Source organism: Haoranjiania flava (assembly GCF_025631005.1).
Lineage (GTDB): Bacteria > Bacteroidota > Bacteroidia > Chitinophagales > Chitinophagaceae > Haoranjiania > Haoranjiania flava.
In genome coordinates this window covers 22,269-39,196 of the sequence record NZ_JAOTPL010000017.1, presented here as the reverse complement: position 1 = coordinate 39,196, position 16,928 = coordinate 22,269, and the positions used below count along the sequence as shown (strand labels likewise).

The 16,928-nt window shown below is 44.4% G+C and carries 10 protein-coding genes; 5 read left to right on the top strand and 5 right to left on the bottom strand.

The window, feature by feature from the left end; all coding sequences use genetic code 11:
* Positions 1 to 67: 67 nt before the first annotated feature.
* The gene (locus tag OD355_RS10960; protein ID WP_263038524.1) at positions 68 to 3,415 is read right to left on the bottom strand and encodes a protein O-mannosyl-transferase family; all 3,348 of its coding nucleotides are present in this window, start codon (positions 3,413 to 3,415) and stop codon (positions 68 to 70) included.
* 405 nt (positions 3,416 to 3,820) lie between these two features.
* Between OD355_RS10960 and OD355_RS10955 the strand changes: the two genes are divergently transcribed.
* Together OD355_RS10955 and OD355_RS10950 are read left to right on the top strand one after the other, a co-directional pair.
* Positions 3,821 to 5,446, top strand: coding sequence for an ABC-F family ATP-binding cassette domain-containing protein (locus tag OD355_RS10955; RefSeq protein WP_263038523.1), 1,626 nt, complete (start codon positions 3,821 to 3,823; stop codon positions 5,444 to 5,446).
* A gap of 232 nt (positions 5,447 to 5,678) precedes the next feature.
* Positions 5,679 to 7,694: a M3 family metallopeptidase gene (locus OD355_RS10950; protein ID WP_263038522.1), complete on the top strand. Its 2,016-nt coding sequence runs from the start codon at positions 5,679 to 5,681 to the stop codon at positions 7,692 to 7,694.
* Positions 7,695 to 7,765: 71 nt separating this feature from the next.
* Here OD355_RS10950 and OD355_RS10945 read toward each other — a convergent pair whose 3' ends face one another.
* The 4 genes from OD355_RS10945 to OD355_RS10930 form a co-directional block, all read right to left on the bottom strand.
* Positions 7,766 to 7,972 (bottom strand): hypothetical protein, encoded by a 207-nt coding sequence (locus OD355_RS10945; RefSeq protein WP_263038521.1) that lies wholly within the window; start codon positions 7,970 to 7,972, stop codon positions 7,766 to 7,768.
* 126 nt (positions 7,973 to 8,098) lie between these two features.
* Positions 8,099 to 8,755 carry a hexitol phosphatase HxpB gene (gene hxpB / locus OD355_RS10940; protein WP_263038520.1) on the bottom strand — a complete coding sequence of 219 codons (657 nt, stop codon included), beginning with the start codon at positions 8,753 to 8,755 and terminating at the stop codon, positions 8,099 to 8,101.
* A gap of 4 nt (positions 8,756 to 8,759) precedes the next feature.
* Positions 8,760 to 9,743 carry a DedA family protein gene (locus OD355_RS10935; protein ID WP_263038519.1) on the bottom strand — a complete coding sequence of 328 codons (984 nt, stop codon included), beginning with the start codon at positions 9,741 to 9,743 and terminating at the stop codon, positions 8,760 to 8,762.
* Between the two features lie 74 nt (positions 9,744 to 9,817).
* The gene (locus OD355_RS10930; protein WP_263038518.1) at positions 9,818 to 11,197 is read right to left on the bottom strand and encodes a dicarboxylate/amino acid:cation symporter; all 1,380 of its coding nucleotides are present in this window, start codon (positions 11,195 to 11,197) and stop codon (positions 9,818 to 9,820) included.
* Positions 11,198 to 11,319: 122 nt separating this feature from the next.
* On the opposite strand from OD355_RS10930, the gene OD355_RS10925 reads away from it, so the two are divergent.
* The 3 genes from OD355_RS10925 to OD355_RS10915 all read left to right on the top strand — a co-directional run bounded on the left by OD355_RS10925 (position 11,320) and on the right by OD355_RS10915 (position 16,842).
* Positions 11,320 to 13,011, top strand: a complete 1,692-nt coding sequence (locus tag OD355_RS10925; protein WP_263038517.1) for an amino acid permease — start codon at positions 11,320 to 11,322, stop codon at positions 13,009 to 13,011.
* Between the two features lie 30 nt (positions 13,012 to 13,041).
* Positions 13,042 to 13,572, top strand: a complete 531-nt coding sequence (locus OD355_RS10920; RefSeq protein WP_263038516.1) for a DNA-3-methyladenine glycosylase I — start codon at positions 13,042 to 13,044, stop codon at positions 13,570 to 13,572.
* A 99-nt stretch (positions 13,573 to 13,671) separates the two neighbouring features.
* Positions 13,672 to 16,842, top strand: coding sequence for a glycoside hydrolase family 2 TIM barrel-domain containing protein (locus tag OD355_RS10915; RefSeq protein ID WP_263038515.1), 3,171 nt, complete (start codon positions 13,672 to 13,674; stop codon positions 16,840 to 16,842).
* The last annotated feature ends 86 nt before the right edge of the window (positions 16,843 to 16,928 follow it).

Here is a 16,928-nt window from a genome sequence, read left to right as displayed (position 1 = left end):
TTTCAAATAATACAATAAAAAAGGCCGGAAGTTTGTATTCCGGCCTATGCATAACAAAGCATCCATATTATCTTGCTACCGTATCTGCAATGCTGTCAGCAGTTTTTGCCTGCCGGTTTTCCAGGCGCGCAGCAGCGCCCGCATCGTTTATTTCTTTTTCCAGTTGATCTATCATCTGCAAAAATTGTTGCGAACGCGAAGCCTCATTTGTGACATAAGGCCCTACCTTGTCTGTGCCTAAAACATTTACATAATTGATCTGCTGGTTCAGGTCTTTTTTAAGTGATGAAGCTATCTTATTAAATAACTGTTTTTCACCCACCAATGCAGCAGCCTGCAACAATATCAGCGAAGCCTGGTTATGCATATTGTTGCTGGATACCATGCCATAAGGCATATTTTCCTGCAGCATACCTTTATCTACTTTATGCAATACTTTTACAGCTTCTTCTTTCTTTCCCTGCTCTATAAGTTCCAGCGCCAGTTGCCCGTAAGCCATGCGGATAGAAACCAGGTGCCTTCGGTTTTCTTCATCAAAATAAACGCCCGGCAGGTCTGCATTGCCAAACTTAAATTTATTCATCACGATAGGATAGCCTTTTTCAGCATTCACGGATTCACCAAAAGCTGACTGTTTAGGTTTCACAGGCGTAAGCCTGTAAGACATGCCTTCTTTTCTTAAGTATGGCTCAAAGCCAAGCCCTATCTGGTAAGTGCTTGCGCTGGTAAAATATATAGGACGCTTCCACTGGTTAGCAGCAATAATATTCAGAATAGCCCAGTCATTCTTAGCAAGGTAATTTTTAGGAATATCAAACATCATGGCATCTGCAATAGTATCTGTGGCATTTACAGTACCGTTATTGCGCACAACATTGGCATCAACAGGCACAAACACTTTCTTTACAGGGAAAGTATTGTATTTAGATCCGTCCTGTAAGGTTACCATGGTCTGGGGATTATCCACACCTGCGTAATCCTTCATCATATCATACAGGTTGTAGTATTGTGTTTCAGGAAACGCAGGGTTGGGGTTGTAATAGATCACATTCCTGCGGTCGCCTTCCATCTGTTCACGACTGTAGATCACGTCTATGGCAGGGCTTTGGTTTACTTTATTGCGCAGCCCGTTGATATACCAGTCAATACCGAGCAGGCTGGTGTTTACCACACGTACGTCCGGGCGCACACCCATAACTTCCTGGGCATACCACAGCGGATACGTATCATTGTCGCCAAAAGAAAAAAGTATGGCATTCGGTGCACAGCTTTCCAGGTAATTGATGGCCAGATCGGGCGCCAGGGTTTTCTTGCTCCTGTCGTGATCGTCCCATCCCTGCTGTGCCATTACTACCGGCACTGCCAGCAGGCAAACTGCAAAAGCCAATGCCGTAGCCATTTTCGGCTTTGATATTTTCTCAAACCATTCCCTTACTTTGAAAATGCCTATACCTATCCAGATAGCAAAAGCATAGGTAGCGCCGGCAAAAGCATAGTCACGTTCACGTGGTTCGTTGCCAGCCTGGTTCAGGTAAATGATAATGGCAAAGCCGGTCATAAAGAAAAGCATGAAGGTAATAAATGCATCATCTCCTTTCTTTTTAAAATGATAGAACATACCCAGCAACCCGAGTATCAGCGGCAGTGCAAAGAATGCATTGCGGGCTTTGTTGTGTTTAAGACTGTCAGGCATTACGCTCTGGTCGCCGTACATCAGGTTGTCTATAAAAGAAATTCCTGTGATCCAGTTGCCGCCACGCACATCGCCGCCGCCATTGCCCTGCATATCGTTCTGCCTGCCGCTGTAGTTCCAAAGGAAATAGCGCATGAACATGTAGTAGTTCTGGTACCCGATAAAGAACTTAATGTTGTCTATGAAATTGGGCTCTCTCTCCCACCGCACCTGACCGGTCTGAGGATCCTGGTATTTGCCGATCCCGAGGAATGATGCATAATAATCTGCCTGCCCCCTGTCGTTGCCATTGTTCCATACACGCGGGAAAGCCATCTTATCTGCTTTGTTGTACATGGCTTTTTGTTTATTGCCGGTAACAATATATTCAGGTTTTGCATTCGGGTCAATATCCGTACTCTTTGCGTAGTTTTTACCTGTATTTACATAAGTTGGCCTTTCGGCAGTAAACTTTTGCCCGTACAATATGGGGAAATCGCCGTATTGTTCACGTCCCAGATAGCCCACCAGGCTCATCGGGTTGTCTACATTGAACATGTCTATAGACGGGTTGGCATTACTTCTTATGAGCGTAGTAATGTAGGTGCTGTAGCCGATCAGGATAAATGCTGCGCTCCACAATCCCAGTGCAAGATACTTAAAGCCATGCCTGTTGGCATACCTGATGGCGAAATATAAACCCACGGCTACCAATATAAAAAAGAAGGCAAAACCTGTAAAAAATGGCAGGCCAAACGAGTTTACGAATACCCTGTCCATAGCGCCTGCAACTTTAATAGTATACTGGATAATGCCTAACTGTACCACACCCAGGATAACAGCGCTCATTACCAGGAAAATATATGCGCCTCCATAAGATTCTTTATTTTCAGGTTTGGCATTTTTCTCAACCAGGTAGAATACACCGATGGCTGCAGCTACCAGGAAGAGGATGAGGCCGGCAGGAGTAGCGTCGGTACCGATGCCTTCCGTACCATTGTATTCAACAGCAGGCGCGCCTATCAGCGCAGCGATGAAACCAAGTATACCGCCTGCGATCATTAAACGCAGGAACCATTTTCTTATTTCTTTGTAATTAAATTCATTTCTTCTCCTGAAATAGATCACCAGGATAATCGCAGGAATTGTAAGCAGGTTCAGAAGGTGTACGCCAATGGCCAGTCCCATCAGGAAGAAAATAAAAATGATCCATTTGTCTGCTCCAGGCTGATCTGCCATATGCTCCCAGCGTAGGATAGCCCAGAAAGTAATAGCAGTAAAGAAAGATGATAGTGCATATACTTCGCCCTCCACAGCGCTGTACCAGAAGGAGTCTGTAAAGGTAAATGCCAAAGCGCCGATAACACCGGAAGCCATGATGGTCCACACCTGGTCGCGGGACATTTCCGAAAACGGCCTGTTGCCGTTGATGATGCGACGCGCAAAGTGCGTGATGGTCCAGAATAAAAATAAGATGGTGAAAGCGCAGGCAAGTGCATTCATGGTATTTACGGCTTTTGCCGCATTCAGCGGGTTATCACCGAAAAGGATAATGAAAAACCTGCCCAGAAGCACAAACAATGGCGCGCCCGGCGGATGCGGTATCTGTACTTTGTAAGCGCTGCTCACAAATTCACCACAATCCCAGAAACTGCCGCCGGCTTCTGAGGTAGATATATACACGATAGCTGCAATAAAAAACACAGCCCAACCGACTATGTTATTGATCTTTTTAAAGTTCATCTGGATATTTTATGCTTAAAAAAATTTAGACTTTGCCTAATTTAATTAAGCGCAAACCTAATTAAAAACTACAAATTTGTAAAAAGATATTTTAGGTGATGGAGTTATCAGGTGATGATGTGTGGTTGTGGAGGTGTGGAGGTGTGGAAATGTGGAGGTGTGGATTTGTTGAGGTGTGGAGATGGGGAGTTGTGGAGATGGGGATTTGTGGATTTGTTGAGGTGGGGAGGTGTGGAGGTGTGGAGTTGTTGAGGTGTGGAGGTGTGGAGATGTGGAGTTGTGGAGTTATCATGTGACGGTATGAGGAATTATTTCGGGCTGTGGTAAAACATTCCGGGCCCCACTTCTTATTGACGATTGATTTTCGTACCTTTGCGCCTCAAAAACCAAAGGAGAAGTTTATTCATGTTAAGTGCCAGAAATATTACCCTTGCTTACGGAAAGAGAGTTTTGTTTGACGAGGTAAACATCAATTTTACCAAAGGCAACTGCTACGGCATCATCGGCGCCAACGGTGCGGGAAAATCTACTTTTTTAAAGATCCTGAGCGGAGAGATTGAGCCGAACAAAGGATCTGTGGAGGTTACACCCGGAGAACGGCTGTCTTTCCTGAAGCAAAACCACTTTGAATTTGATGAACAGACAGTGCTGAATACAGTGCTGATGGGCCATAAAAAAATGTGGGACGTGATGCATAAACGTGATGCCATCTACGCCAACCCCGACGCTACGGAAGACGATTACATGGAGGCCAGCCACCTGGAAGCCGAATACGGTGAAATGGGCGGCTATGAATCTGAAAGCGATGCGGCATCCTTCCTCAGCGGCTTGGGTGTAAAGGATGATATGCACCAGATGCTGATGAAAGACATTCCTTCTAACATGAAAGTGCGCGTGCTGCTTGCACAGGCGCTGTTTGGCAATCCGGACATTTTATTGCTGGATGAGCCTACCAACGGCCTGGACATAGACACCATCGGCTGGCTGGAAAACTTCCTGGCAGACTACCAGAATATTGTTTTAGTGGTGAGCCACGACCGTCACTTCCTGGATGCGGTTTGTACGCACGTAGCCGACGTGGATCGCCAGAAAATAAAAATATTTACCGGAAACTATACCTTCTGGTACGAGAGCTCACAACTGATGGCCCGCCAGATATCGGATAAGAACAAGAAAATGGAAGATAAGCGCCAGGCTCTGCTGGATTTTATTGCACGCTTCAGCGCCAACGCTTCCAAATCCAAGCAGGCTACCTCAAGGAAGAAGGCATTGGAAAAGCTCACTATTGAAGAGATTGAACCATCTAACAGGAAATACCCGGGCATTATCTTCCAGCCGTTGCGCGAAGTGGGCAACCAGATATTGAGCGTAGAAAAACTGAAGAAAACCATTGATGGCAGAACACTTTTCGACAATATAACATTTGATGTTAACAAGGGCGATAAGATAGCCTTTATCAGTAAAGACCCGCTGGCTGTTTCTCATTTTTTTGATATTATCAATAACGAAGGAAAAGCCGACAACGGTAAATTTGAATGGGGAACCACCATTACCAAAGCCTATCTGCCGGTAGAAAACCAGGAATATTTTAACGATGCTATGCCATTGCTCGACTGGCTTCGTCAATACGTGCCTGCGCATGTAACCGATGCCGATGAACCGTTTTTGCGGGGTTTTTTCGGGAAAATGCTCTTCTCGGGTGACGATATTATGAAGAAAACCAATGTGCTCAGCGGAGGTGAAAAAGTGCGTTGCATGGTCAGCCGAATGATGCTGCAAAATCCCAATGTGATCATCCTTGACCAGCCTACCAACCACCTTGACCTGGAAAGTATACAAAGCTTCAACGATGGTTGCCAGACCTTCCCCGGCATAGTTTTACTGACCTCTCATGACCATACTTTCATGCAGACCGTTGCCAACCGCGTGATAGAGATAACTCCCAAAGGCATCATTGACCGCCTCACAACCTTTGATGAATACCTGGAAGATGAAAGAGTAAAGCAATTGAGAGAAGAGATGTACGCGTAAAAATAATGATCATATCAACGCGCCACGAGGCGCGTTCCTTTTTTTATAAAAGTGCGCGCTTATTTTAATAGCGAGCTGTTCTTTTTCAAACAACTACTTGTTAATTGTTTTAAATAATCACACGTTGCTGCATAGATAATTGCAGGCAAGCGCCTGCAGGCACCTGCCTGCAAGACAATTAATCACCAACGTTTTTGTACATTTGCACCTTAAAAATTAATACAAAAAAAATATGAATAATATCCTTCTTCAGTCTTTCAATACCCCTGAAAATGCAGCGCCGTTTGATAAAATAAAGCAGGAAGATTTCCTGCCTGCATTTAAAGAATTGATCGCTGTATCTGAAAAGGAGATTGATGCCATAACTGAAAACGGCGAAGAGGCAAGTTTTGAAAATACAATAGAAGCTTTAGCCTATTCCGGCGAAAAACTGGAGGTGGTGTCGAATATCTTTTTTAACCTTAATTCGGCCGAAACCAATGATGAAATACAGAAAATTGCACAGGAAGTTTCACCTTTGCTGACCGAATTTTCATCTAAAATCTCGCAAAACACCAAATTATTCGAACGCATAAAAAAAGTTTACGGCGAAAAAGAAAAATACAACCTCAATGAAGAACAGCAAATGCTGCTGAATGAAACTTACAAAGGTTTTGTACGCAGCGGTGCGTTGCTCAACGATGAAGATAAAAAGAAGCTGGAAGCCATCAACAGGGACCTGTCTTTGAAGTCACTGCAATTCGGCCAGCATGTACTGGCAGCCACCAATGCTTATTACAAACACATTACCGCCAGATCACTCCTTCAAGGCATTCCCGAGCCTGTATTACAGCAATATGCAGAAGAGGCCAGAGAAAGAAACCTTGAAGGGTACGTGATCACGCTGCAATATCCCAGCTACATCCCTGCCATAACCTATGCCGAAAACAGGGAACTGAGGAAAGAACTGGTACTGGCAAACGGTAAAAAATCTTTCGACGACGGCGAATTTGACAACCAAAACCTGATCAAAGAAATCATTCAATTGCGTAAACAAAAAGCTCAATTGCTCGGCTACGAAAACTTTGCCGCTTATGTGCTGGAAGAACGTATGGCCAAATCACCTGCACAAGTCTATAAATTCCTGAATGAATTGCTTGAAAAAGCTGCACCTTTTGCTCAAAAAGAAATTGATGAACTCAAAGCCCTTGCAAAGGCTGACGGAATTGAAGAAATGCAAAGCTGGGATCATGCTTTCTATGCCGAAAAACTGCGTAAGCAAAAATTTGATTTGAATGATGAGGAACTGAAACCTTATTTCCAGTTGGAGAAAGTGGAAGAAGCGGTTTTCGGTTTGGCAGAAAAACTTTTCGGAATAAGGTTTTCTGAAAGAAACGACATTCCAAAATATCATCCGGAAGTAAAAACATATGAGGTTGTAGAGAGCGGTAAATACAAAGCTCTGCTTTACACCGACTATCACCCGAGGAAAGGTAAACGTGCCGGCGCCTGGATGACCAGCTATAAGCCGCAATACAAAAAAGGCGGTAAGGACTACAGGCCACACATCTCCATCGTATGCAATTTTACCAAACCTACCGCTGAAACGCCCAGCCTGCTTACTTTCCAGGAAGTAACCACTTTGTTTCATGAGTTTGGCCATGCACTGCATGGAATCCTGGCAGATACCCAATACCCCAACCTGTCGGGCACATCTGTGAAATGGGATTTTGTGGAGCTCCCCTCGCAGTTCCTGGAAAATTATTGCTATGAGCCCGAGTTCCTGAAAACCTTTGCCAAAGATTACCGCACCGGCGAAGTACTCCCTGATGTGAAAATTGAAAAAATAGCACAAAGTAAAAGTTTTATGGAAGGTTACCAGACATTGCGGCAACTGGGCTTTGGCCTGTTGGATATGGCTTACCATATAGACCCCGATAAGGTAAACGATGTAAAAATTTTTGAGACAGAGGAAACAAAGGCTACCCACCTGTACCCGGCCAATCCTGAAACAGCCGTCAGCCCGAGCTTTTCGCACATTTTCCAGGGGGGTTATTCAGCGGGATACTATTCTTACAAATGGGCTGAAGTGCTGGATGCAGATGCTTTCCGGTATTTTAAAGAGCATGGTATTTTTAACCCGGAAATTGCTGCCAGGTTCAAAATCCTGTTGTCATCCGGCGGCAGCAAAGATCCTATGGAGCTCTATAAAGATTTCAGAGGCTGTGAACCAAAAGTAGAAAGCCTGCTGAAGAGAGCCTTTGGCTAACAGCATACCATACCACATATAAAAAGCCGGCCTCTGAACGAAGCCGGCTCTATTATTTCTGCGGGTGATTATTAAAATTCCTGCTTGGCAACACCGTCTTTGATAGCCTGTAAAGCTTTGGCTTCACCAAGTATAGCACTCATTTTATTTCCTTTACCATCGTGTCCTTTAGCTATGTAGCCCCCTCTTGAAGTTTTAGAGATCACTGCATCCTGCATTGGCACGTCTTTTTCTTTTGTCTTTAAGCAATAAGCTTTAATCATTTTTGAAGTATCCATGAATTTTTAAATTTTAAGATTATAAAATAAGTGAATATTTTAACCTAATACTTACCAAAAGTAATAGATTTTTTTAATTTACACATTAAAGTGATAAAAAAATTAACCTGCACCGCGGCTGCATTATCAACCGTTGAAGCTGTGCATGTCAAAATCTTCCAGGCTGTATAATTTCTGATCGGCAGCAAACCAGCGCTTTTCATGGAACAACTCGGGAGCCGGCACCACCACACAGTACATCCGCGCGGCCTTAGCCGCTATCATGCCATGAAATGAATCTTCAAATACAATGCAACTATCGGCACGTACACCCAATGCTTTGGCACATTCCATAAATACCTGCGGATGCGGCTTGCCATAGTCCAGGTCTTCAGCCGAAGACAATACGTCTACCATATCGCCGATGCCCATCTTCTGCACCACGGCTTCTATCATATTTATCGGTGAAGAAGATGCAATGCCAATTTTAAAGCCTGCTGCCTTAAAAGACCGGATCAGCGCCAGGGCACCTTTCATGGGTTCGCCTCTTTGATTGATCTTGGCAATAACTATTTCTACGATCTTATTGTGTAAAAATCCTATATCGTCCAGCGGTTGTTCATGTTCTCTCAGCCAGTATTCCAGGAATTCATAGGTGCGCATGCCGGTCGTGTGCAGGTACTGTTCCTTCGTAAGCAGAATATCCAGCTCATCAAAAACCTCATCTGCGGCTTCTTTCCACAATGGCTCACTGTCTATGAGCAGCCCGTCCATATCAAAAATCACCGTAGTTATTTGTGCCATATACTTATTTCTTAATAATTTTCCTTGATCCCGGCCTTGTAGGCCTGATCATTTTATACAATACAGGCGCTGTAGTTATTATTATCAGGCCTACAATGATCATTTCCAGGTGGTCTTTCAATTCAAAATGAAAAGTTTCCCGGATATATGCATCCAGATAATGTCCGCCTCCAACCAGCAAGATCACCCAGCAGGCGCATCCCAATGCATTATAAAACATAAACTTCTTCTTTTCCATTCTTACGATCCCGGCAACAATAGGTGCAAAGGTTCTGAGTATGGGAAAAAACCTGGCAAGTACAATGGCTATGTGTCCGTGTTTACGATAAAATATTTTAGCATCGTCCAGATATCTCCGTTTGAAATACCAGGTATCCTTCATCCTGTAAAAAATATACCTGCCTCGCGCGCCGGAAGTATATCCTACCCAATCGCCCAGGAATCCTGCTATGAATATTAATACAATCACCAGAAGCAGGTTCCCGAAATCACTGCCGGTATCAATAAAAGATTTCGCCAGGTTCTGACTGACCACACCGGAGATGAATAGCAGGGAATCGCCGGGCAGAAAAAAGCCGAAAAACAGCCCTGTTTCAGCAAACACAATAAACAGCAACAACCATAGCCCGCCGTAATGAATGTAAAACTGCGGGTTTACCAGGTCTGTAAAATAGAAAGGTTTTGGCAGTTCAACATGTTTCTTTTTCAGTATATTTTCAGTTGTGGTGCGATGTACTCTTTTATACTCAAAGCCGCTGATGAACAATGAGTCTCCCATGCCGGCAGTAAAGGAAATATTGGTAAGCTTATCGTAAGTAAACGGTATGTCTATCATTCCCTGCGGAGTCTTGCATTGTATCTTCAGGTTCTTTACAGACCTGCCGTACTGGTCTGTGAGTTTAGCTTTCACGGTTACAGGGCGTGCTATTGCCTCCAGTGCAAATACAGAAGAGATAAGTAAACATATAACCCTGAAAAACTTAAGCATACATATTTATTTCGGCAAGCGAAAATAATAATTATCCATCACAATAATTTATATTTTTAGCATGCTCAATGTTATTAATCAGCCTCAAATGCCAGCGCTTTCTTATCGTCAAACTCGTTTTCCCACCTGGCGATTACCACGCTCGCCAGTGTATTACCGATGACGTTCACCGAAGTCCTGGCCATATCCATCAGCTCATCAATACCATAAATAGCCATAATAGGCCATATAGGAAAATTAAATGTCTGTGCAGTAGCAATCAGTATCACCAGCGATGCCCGCGGCACGGCAGCCACGCCTTTACTGGTAAGCATCAGCGACAAGCCGATCATAAACTGCTCTCCGAAAGATAAATTCATGCCCGCCGCCTGGGCTACAAATACCGCGGCAAGAGACAGATACAGCGTAGTGCCATCCAGGTTAAAGGTATAGCCTGTAGGTATTACAAAAGAGACGATCTTCCTGGGCACACCGAATTTTTCCATATTTTCCAGGGCAATAGGCAATGCCGAATCTGAACTGGTAGTGGCAAAGGCAATGGATACGGGCTCTTTCACCGCTTTGATGAATTGTTTCAGCGGCACTTTGGCAATAAAAAAGAGTATAGGCGCTATTACAAAAGCCAGGAAGAACAGCAATGCCAGGTATAGAGTGATGAGCAACATACCCAGGTTTTTGAGTATATCTATGCCCAAATGCCCCACCGTAACGGAAATAGCCGCACCCACACCGAACGGCGCAAAAAGCATAACCAGATTGGTGAACTTAAACATGATTTCCGAAAGGCTTTCTGCAAACTGCAGCATTGGCCTTTTCTTGGTTTCATTGAGCATAGCCATGGCAATGCCAAACAGCACGCTGAATACAACAATAGGCAATACATTTCCTTCATAGATAGACCGGATAATATTTTCCGGGAAAATATCAATAATATGATCCTGCCAGGTCTTGGGTACTGATTTTGGCAGCTCTGAAAGAAGTTGTGGCGGAATTTCAATACCCACACCTGCCTTGGTAATATTGATGAACAACAAACCTATGAGCAGCGCTATTGTAGTAACAACCTCAAAATACAAAAGGGATTTCCACCCCATTCTTCCTACCTGCTTCAGGTTGCTGTGGCTGGCAATGCCCACCACCAGGGTGGAGAACAGCAAAGGCGCCACAATAGTCTTTACCATCCGCAAAAATATTTTGCTTAAAAAAGCAAGATTCTGTGAAAAAGCAGGAAAATCCATACCTATTTCCACACCTATGGCCATGGCAACAAGTATCCAGGTAGTGAGCGATCTTTTTAAAAAAGCAAACAGCACGATTACCGCTATAAAAAACCAACGCGAAGTAAACAACACCGTATCGTTGATGTTAACCCAGTTTCTTACATCTAATAGATGAAGTATGGCTACAACTGTAAAAACAAGCACAGCCAGTAATCCTAACGATCTTTTGTTCATTGGAGAATAATATTTAAGCCTTGCAATATACAGTAATTCATATTTTTAAGAAAATAAGTGTTAATTAAAATATTTTATAAAAATAGTCTTTATTTTGCCTATAATATCTAAAATAACAGCAAATGAGTTTATTTTCAAAAAAGTCAATCTCTTCCCTGATATTAGAATCTGAAGAATCTGAGCATGGCCTCAAAAAAACGCTCAGTTCCGGGGCGCTGATAGCATTGGGCATAGGCGCTATTATCGGGGCGGGCCTGTTTTCCATCACCGGCATGGCCGCGGCCAATCACGCAGGCGCTGGTATTATGATCTCTTTTGTTATAGCTGCATTGGGCTGTGCCTTTGCCGGATTATGTTATGCTGAGTTTGCTTCCATGATCCCTATTTCCGGCAGTGCATACACCTATTCCTATGCTACTATGGGTGAATTTATAGCCTGGATCATCGGTTGGGACCTGGTTTTGGAATATGCCGTTGGCTCTGCTACAGTTGCTTCGAGCTGGTCGGGTTACCTGGGAAAATTATTTTCCAGCTATGGCGTTGCTTTGCCCGAACAGCTTATGATCACCCCTTTTGACGTTACCTCCACAGGAGCGGCAGGCATCATTAACCTTCCTGCTGTGTTTATTGTTACCGTCATGTCTTTGTTATTGATTCGCGGCACCTCAGAGTCTGCGCTGGTCAATACCATCATTGTAATATTGAAAGTGGCTATTGTATTGGTTTTTATATTTGTAGGTTTTAAATATGTACGTACAGAAAACCTTGTTCCCCTGATACCGGAGAACACGGGTACTTTTGGCGAATTTGGCTGGACGGGTGTGATCCGTGCTGCTGCCATTGTGTTCTTTGCCTACATTGGTTTTGATGCGGTCTCAACCGCGGCGCAGGAAACCAAAAACCCGGGGCGGTCTATGCCGATAGGGATCCTCGGCTCCCTGCTGATCTGTACAGTATTGTACGTATTGTTTTCTTATGTTATGGTAGGCGTGGCGCATTATTCGGCTTTCAAAGGCGAGAGCGGCGGGGATCATCTGGCACCGGTTGCTATTGCTATTGAGCACATGGGCAACGCAGGTGCAGACGGTAAAATAGTGGCTGCTTATCCCTGGCTGAACACAAGCATCATCATTGCTATTTTACTCGGCTATGCCTCGGTGATACTGGTATTGCTTTTAGGCCAAAGCCGCGTATTCTACGCCATGAGCCGCGACGGGCTCATTCCTAAATCTTTCTCCAGGCTACACCCCAAGTACAGGACGCCTGCCAAATCAAATATGCTGTTTATGATTTTTGTAAGCGTGTTTGCTGCGTTTGTACCGGGCAGAGTAGTTGGCGAAATGACAAGCATAGGTACCCTTTTTGCTTTTATCCTGGTTTGTTTAGGCATTATTGTATTAAGGAAAGTGAATCCTGGTGCACCACGTAAATTCAAAACACCGCTGGTGCCGCTCATACCTGTATTAGGCATTATTACCTGCCTCGGCATGATGGTGTTCCTGCCCGTAGATACCTGGATACGCCTTGTTGCCTGGATGATGATCGGGCTGGATGTGTATCTGTACAGCGGCATCAGGGGGAGCATTTTAGGCAAGCAGGAGCCTATGCAAACGCACAGGAAAAGCTACCGCGTTACTGCGGCTACAGGCTTTGGCTCTACATTACTGCTGGGCATACTAGGCTATATCCACGGCGCAAAAGCCGGGCATATGGACGGCATTGCCATGTTTGCTTACATCATGGCCGTAGTACACTTTTTTATATACTTCTATTTTTATATCAAAGGCGAAAGCAGGATGGAAAAAGATGTGTAGCTTTTTGCAAATTAAAACAACGGTGCATACATGTCTTACTGTGATTTTGTAAAAAACATTACAAAGGAAAAAGACCTTGTCCACAAGGATTACCATGATAATCATTATGGCTTCCCCATTGAAGATGATAATGAATTGTTCGGAAAGCTGGTGCTGGAGATAAACCAGGCCGGCCTTTCCTGGACTACCATCCTAAACAAGCAGGCCAGCTTCCGGCAGGCTTACCACAACTTCAACATAGAAAAAGTAGCTGCTTTCACAGAAAAAGATTTTGAAAGATTGATGCAGGATGCCGGCATTATCCGCAACCGGCTGAAGATCCGGGCAGCCATAGAAAACGCCCGGCGCATTCAACAACTGCAACAGGCATACGGATCATTCCGCAACTGGCTGGATCAGCATCACCCGAAAACAAGAGAAGCGTGGACCAAACTATTTAAAGAAACTTTCCTGTTTACCGGGAGTGAAATTGTAAATGAGTTCCTCATGAGCATAGGTATGCTGGAAGGCGCACATGATAAGAATTGCAGCGTGTATAAAAAGCTACGGAAACATCATTAAAGTTTTTCTTTTACAATTTACGCAAACGTTTATCAACACTTTCGCTGTTGACGGAAACCCGTTTTTTTGTAACTTCACCTCTACTCAAACTTTCACAACATGTTCAGGAAATTTACACTGTGTCTCTATGCGATCGTTTTACTACAGTGCCCGGCTTTTGCCCAGGATGCCGCATTGCCTGCAGAACTCCTTACGCCATCTATTGTAGAAATTAACCGCCTGCCTATGCGTGCGAATATATTCGGCTATGAAAACCAGCATAAGGCAGAAAACTTTCAACCGGAAAAATCCAACTGGTACATGCCGCTCAACGGCAACTGGCGCTTCCACTGGGTGCAGGATCCGCGCAAACGTCCTGCAGATTTCTATAAAACAGATTTTAACGATAACCAGAAAGGCTGGACCAATTTTATGGTGCCTGCAAACTGGGAAGTGAACGGCTACGGATATCCTATTTACATCAACCATCATTATGATTTTGTGGGCAGGGCAAAATCGGGCGGTACGCTAAACCCTCCTTTTGATATACCGGAAGATAATAATCCTGTCGGCTCTTACCGTAAAACATTTACGCTTCCCCAGGACTGGGAAAACAAACAGGTATTCATACATCTTGGCGCTGTAAAGTCTGCATTTTTTATTTGGGTGAATGGTAAAAAAGTGGGCTACAGCGAAGACAGTAAGCTGGCTGCTGAATTTGACATCACCAAATATGTAAAGCCCGGCCAAAACCTGGTGGCGCTGCAGGTATACCGCTGGAGCGATGGCAGCTACCTGGAAGCACAGGATATGGTAAGGTTCTCAGGCATTGAAAGGGAAGTTTTCCTGTATGCTACGCCCCTGCTCGATATCAGGGACCTGAAAACAACTGCATTGCTGGATAAAATTTATAAAAACGGCGTGCTGGACATCCATGTCCAGGTAAATAATTACCGCGTGGATACGGGCCGCTATGTATTGCACAGCAAACCGGACAGCTTCACGGTGGAAATGGCTTTAAAGGATGCGACTGGAAAAATTATAGCACAAGACAAGTCGGGCATTAAAACCGTATTGGGAAGGTACAGGAACAAATTTTCCTTTAAAACACAGCAGATACCCAATGTACAGCAATGGTCTGCAGAAAAACCTTACCTCTACACGCTGCTGCTGACGCTGAAAGACAGGCACGGCAATATATTGCAGGTAGTACCGCAAAGAGTGGGCTTCCGCACCATCGAAATAAAAGGCAGCGATGTGCTGGTAAACGGCAAACGTGTTTTCTTTAAAGGTGTAAACCGCCATGAAGTACATCCCAACAATGGCCACGTGCTTAGCAAAGCCGATATGCAGAAAGATGTGGAAATGATGAAAAAGCTGAACGTAAATGCCGTAAGAAATTCGCACTACCCGCCGCATCCTTATTTTATGGATCTCTGCGACATCTATGGACTGTATGTGATAGACGAAGCAAACATAGAATCTCATGGCAGGTATTACGATCTGCGCTACACATTTGCCAACGACCCTGAATGGAAAGTGCCGCATATGGACCGCAACCAGAGAATGTATGAGCGCGATAAAAACCATGCATCTGTGCTGATCTGGTCTTTGGGCAATGAGGCCGGCAACGGCATCAACATGTACGATGCTTATACCTGGCTGAAAGAAAATGATTACCGCCCCGTACAATACGAGCGCGCAGAGACTGATTTTAATACAGACATGATCGTGCCGCAGTACCCCCACCCCGACTACCTGCCTGCATACAGCAAGCAAACCAAAGAAAACAGGCCTTTTATCATGAGTGAATATGCACACATCATGGGCAACAGCCTGGGCAATTTTAAAGAATACTGGGACCATATAGAATCGCTCCCCAAGCTGCAGGGCGGCTACATCTGGGAATGGATAGACCAGGGAATTGATACGGTGAAAAACGGCAGGCGCATTATTGCTTACGGCGGCGACTTTCCTTTTGAGAAACCCGTAGACCCGGTGATGATGAGCGATAACAACTTTAACGTGAAAGGCGTAGTTACCGGCCATCGTGAGCTTACACCTATGGCCGTGGAAATAAAAAAAGTACACCAGTTTGTAAAGACCACATACGAAGGCAACAATAAGATCAGGATCAACAACAGCTACTTCTTCCGCGATATCAGCAACTACCAGCTAAACTGGGAACTGCTGGAAGATGGAAAACCAGTTCAGAACGGCAAGCTTACCAACCTGGCCATACAACCAAGAAGCACTTCTACAGCAACCATTCCTTTCAACAACAATTTCAAGCCGGGTAAAGAGTATTTCCTAAACGTATATTACACTTTAAAATCAGCAGAACCCTTACTGGAAAAGGATTACGAGATAGCAGCGGAACAGTTCTTACTGAAAGAAGCAAAGCCTGCCGGCACGCATACGGCCTCCGGTAGCATTACTGCCGATGAAAATCAATTCAATGTACAGGGAAATAATTTCAACATTAGCTTTGATAAGCAAAACGGAATACTGAAGTCTTACACTTACAACAACCAAGAGATCTTTAGTAATACGCTGCCATCCTTCTGGCGCGCACCGGTGGATAATGACCATGGTGCCGGGCTGAACAAAAGCATGCGGATGTGGCGAAATGCTTACGAAGAAGGAAAGGTTACTTCGGCCAATATTTCCAAAGCCGGCAACAATTACCAGGTAAGCTTTACCAAAGAGCTGCTGGACGGGCAGGCCACACAACGTATTGTTTACACCATTTACCCCGACGGTGTGGTGAATGTAAAGAATAATTTTACTGCAAACGCCGGCAACCACAAGATGCTGCTGCGCTACGGCAACAATATGCAATTGAACAAAACATACAGCAATATTGAGTTCTACGGCAGAGGTCCCTGGGAAAACTACTGGGACAGGAAGACTGCTTCTAATGTAGGCATCTATAAGCAGTCTGTTGACAATCAATACTTCCCTTATGCCCGACCGCAGGAAAGTGGCAATAAAACAGATGTGCGCTGGGTGAAATTCACAGACAATACGGGCAAAGGTATATTGTTTGAATATGCAGATACGCTCCTGAGCTTTGCTGCGCTACCCTACAGCCTTGATGACCTTGACCCGGAAACCAATAAAAAACAATACCACTCCGGTGAACTGAACAAAAGAAATGAGACCTATCTGCACATAGATATGTTACAGACAGGTGTTGCCGGTATTGATTCCTGGGGGTCGCCGGCTATCAAAAAATACCAGCTTCCTTACAAGAACCACGAATACAGCTATTGGATAAAACCGCTTTAATAAAGTAGTCTTATAAAGTTTTGAGGCTGTCTCATTCCGGGGCAGCCTCTTTTTATTGGAGGATGGGAAAGGCTTCATTAAGCGAT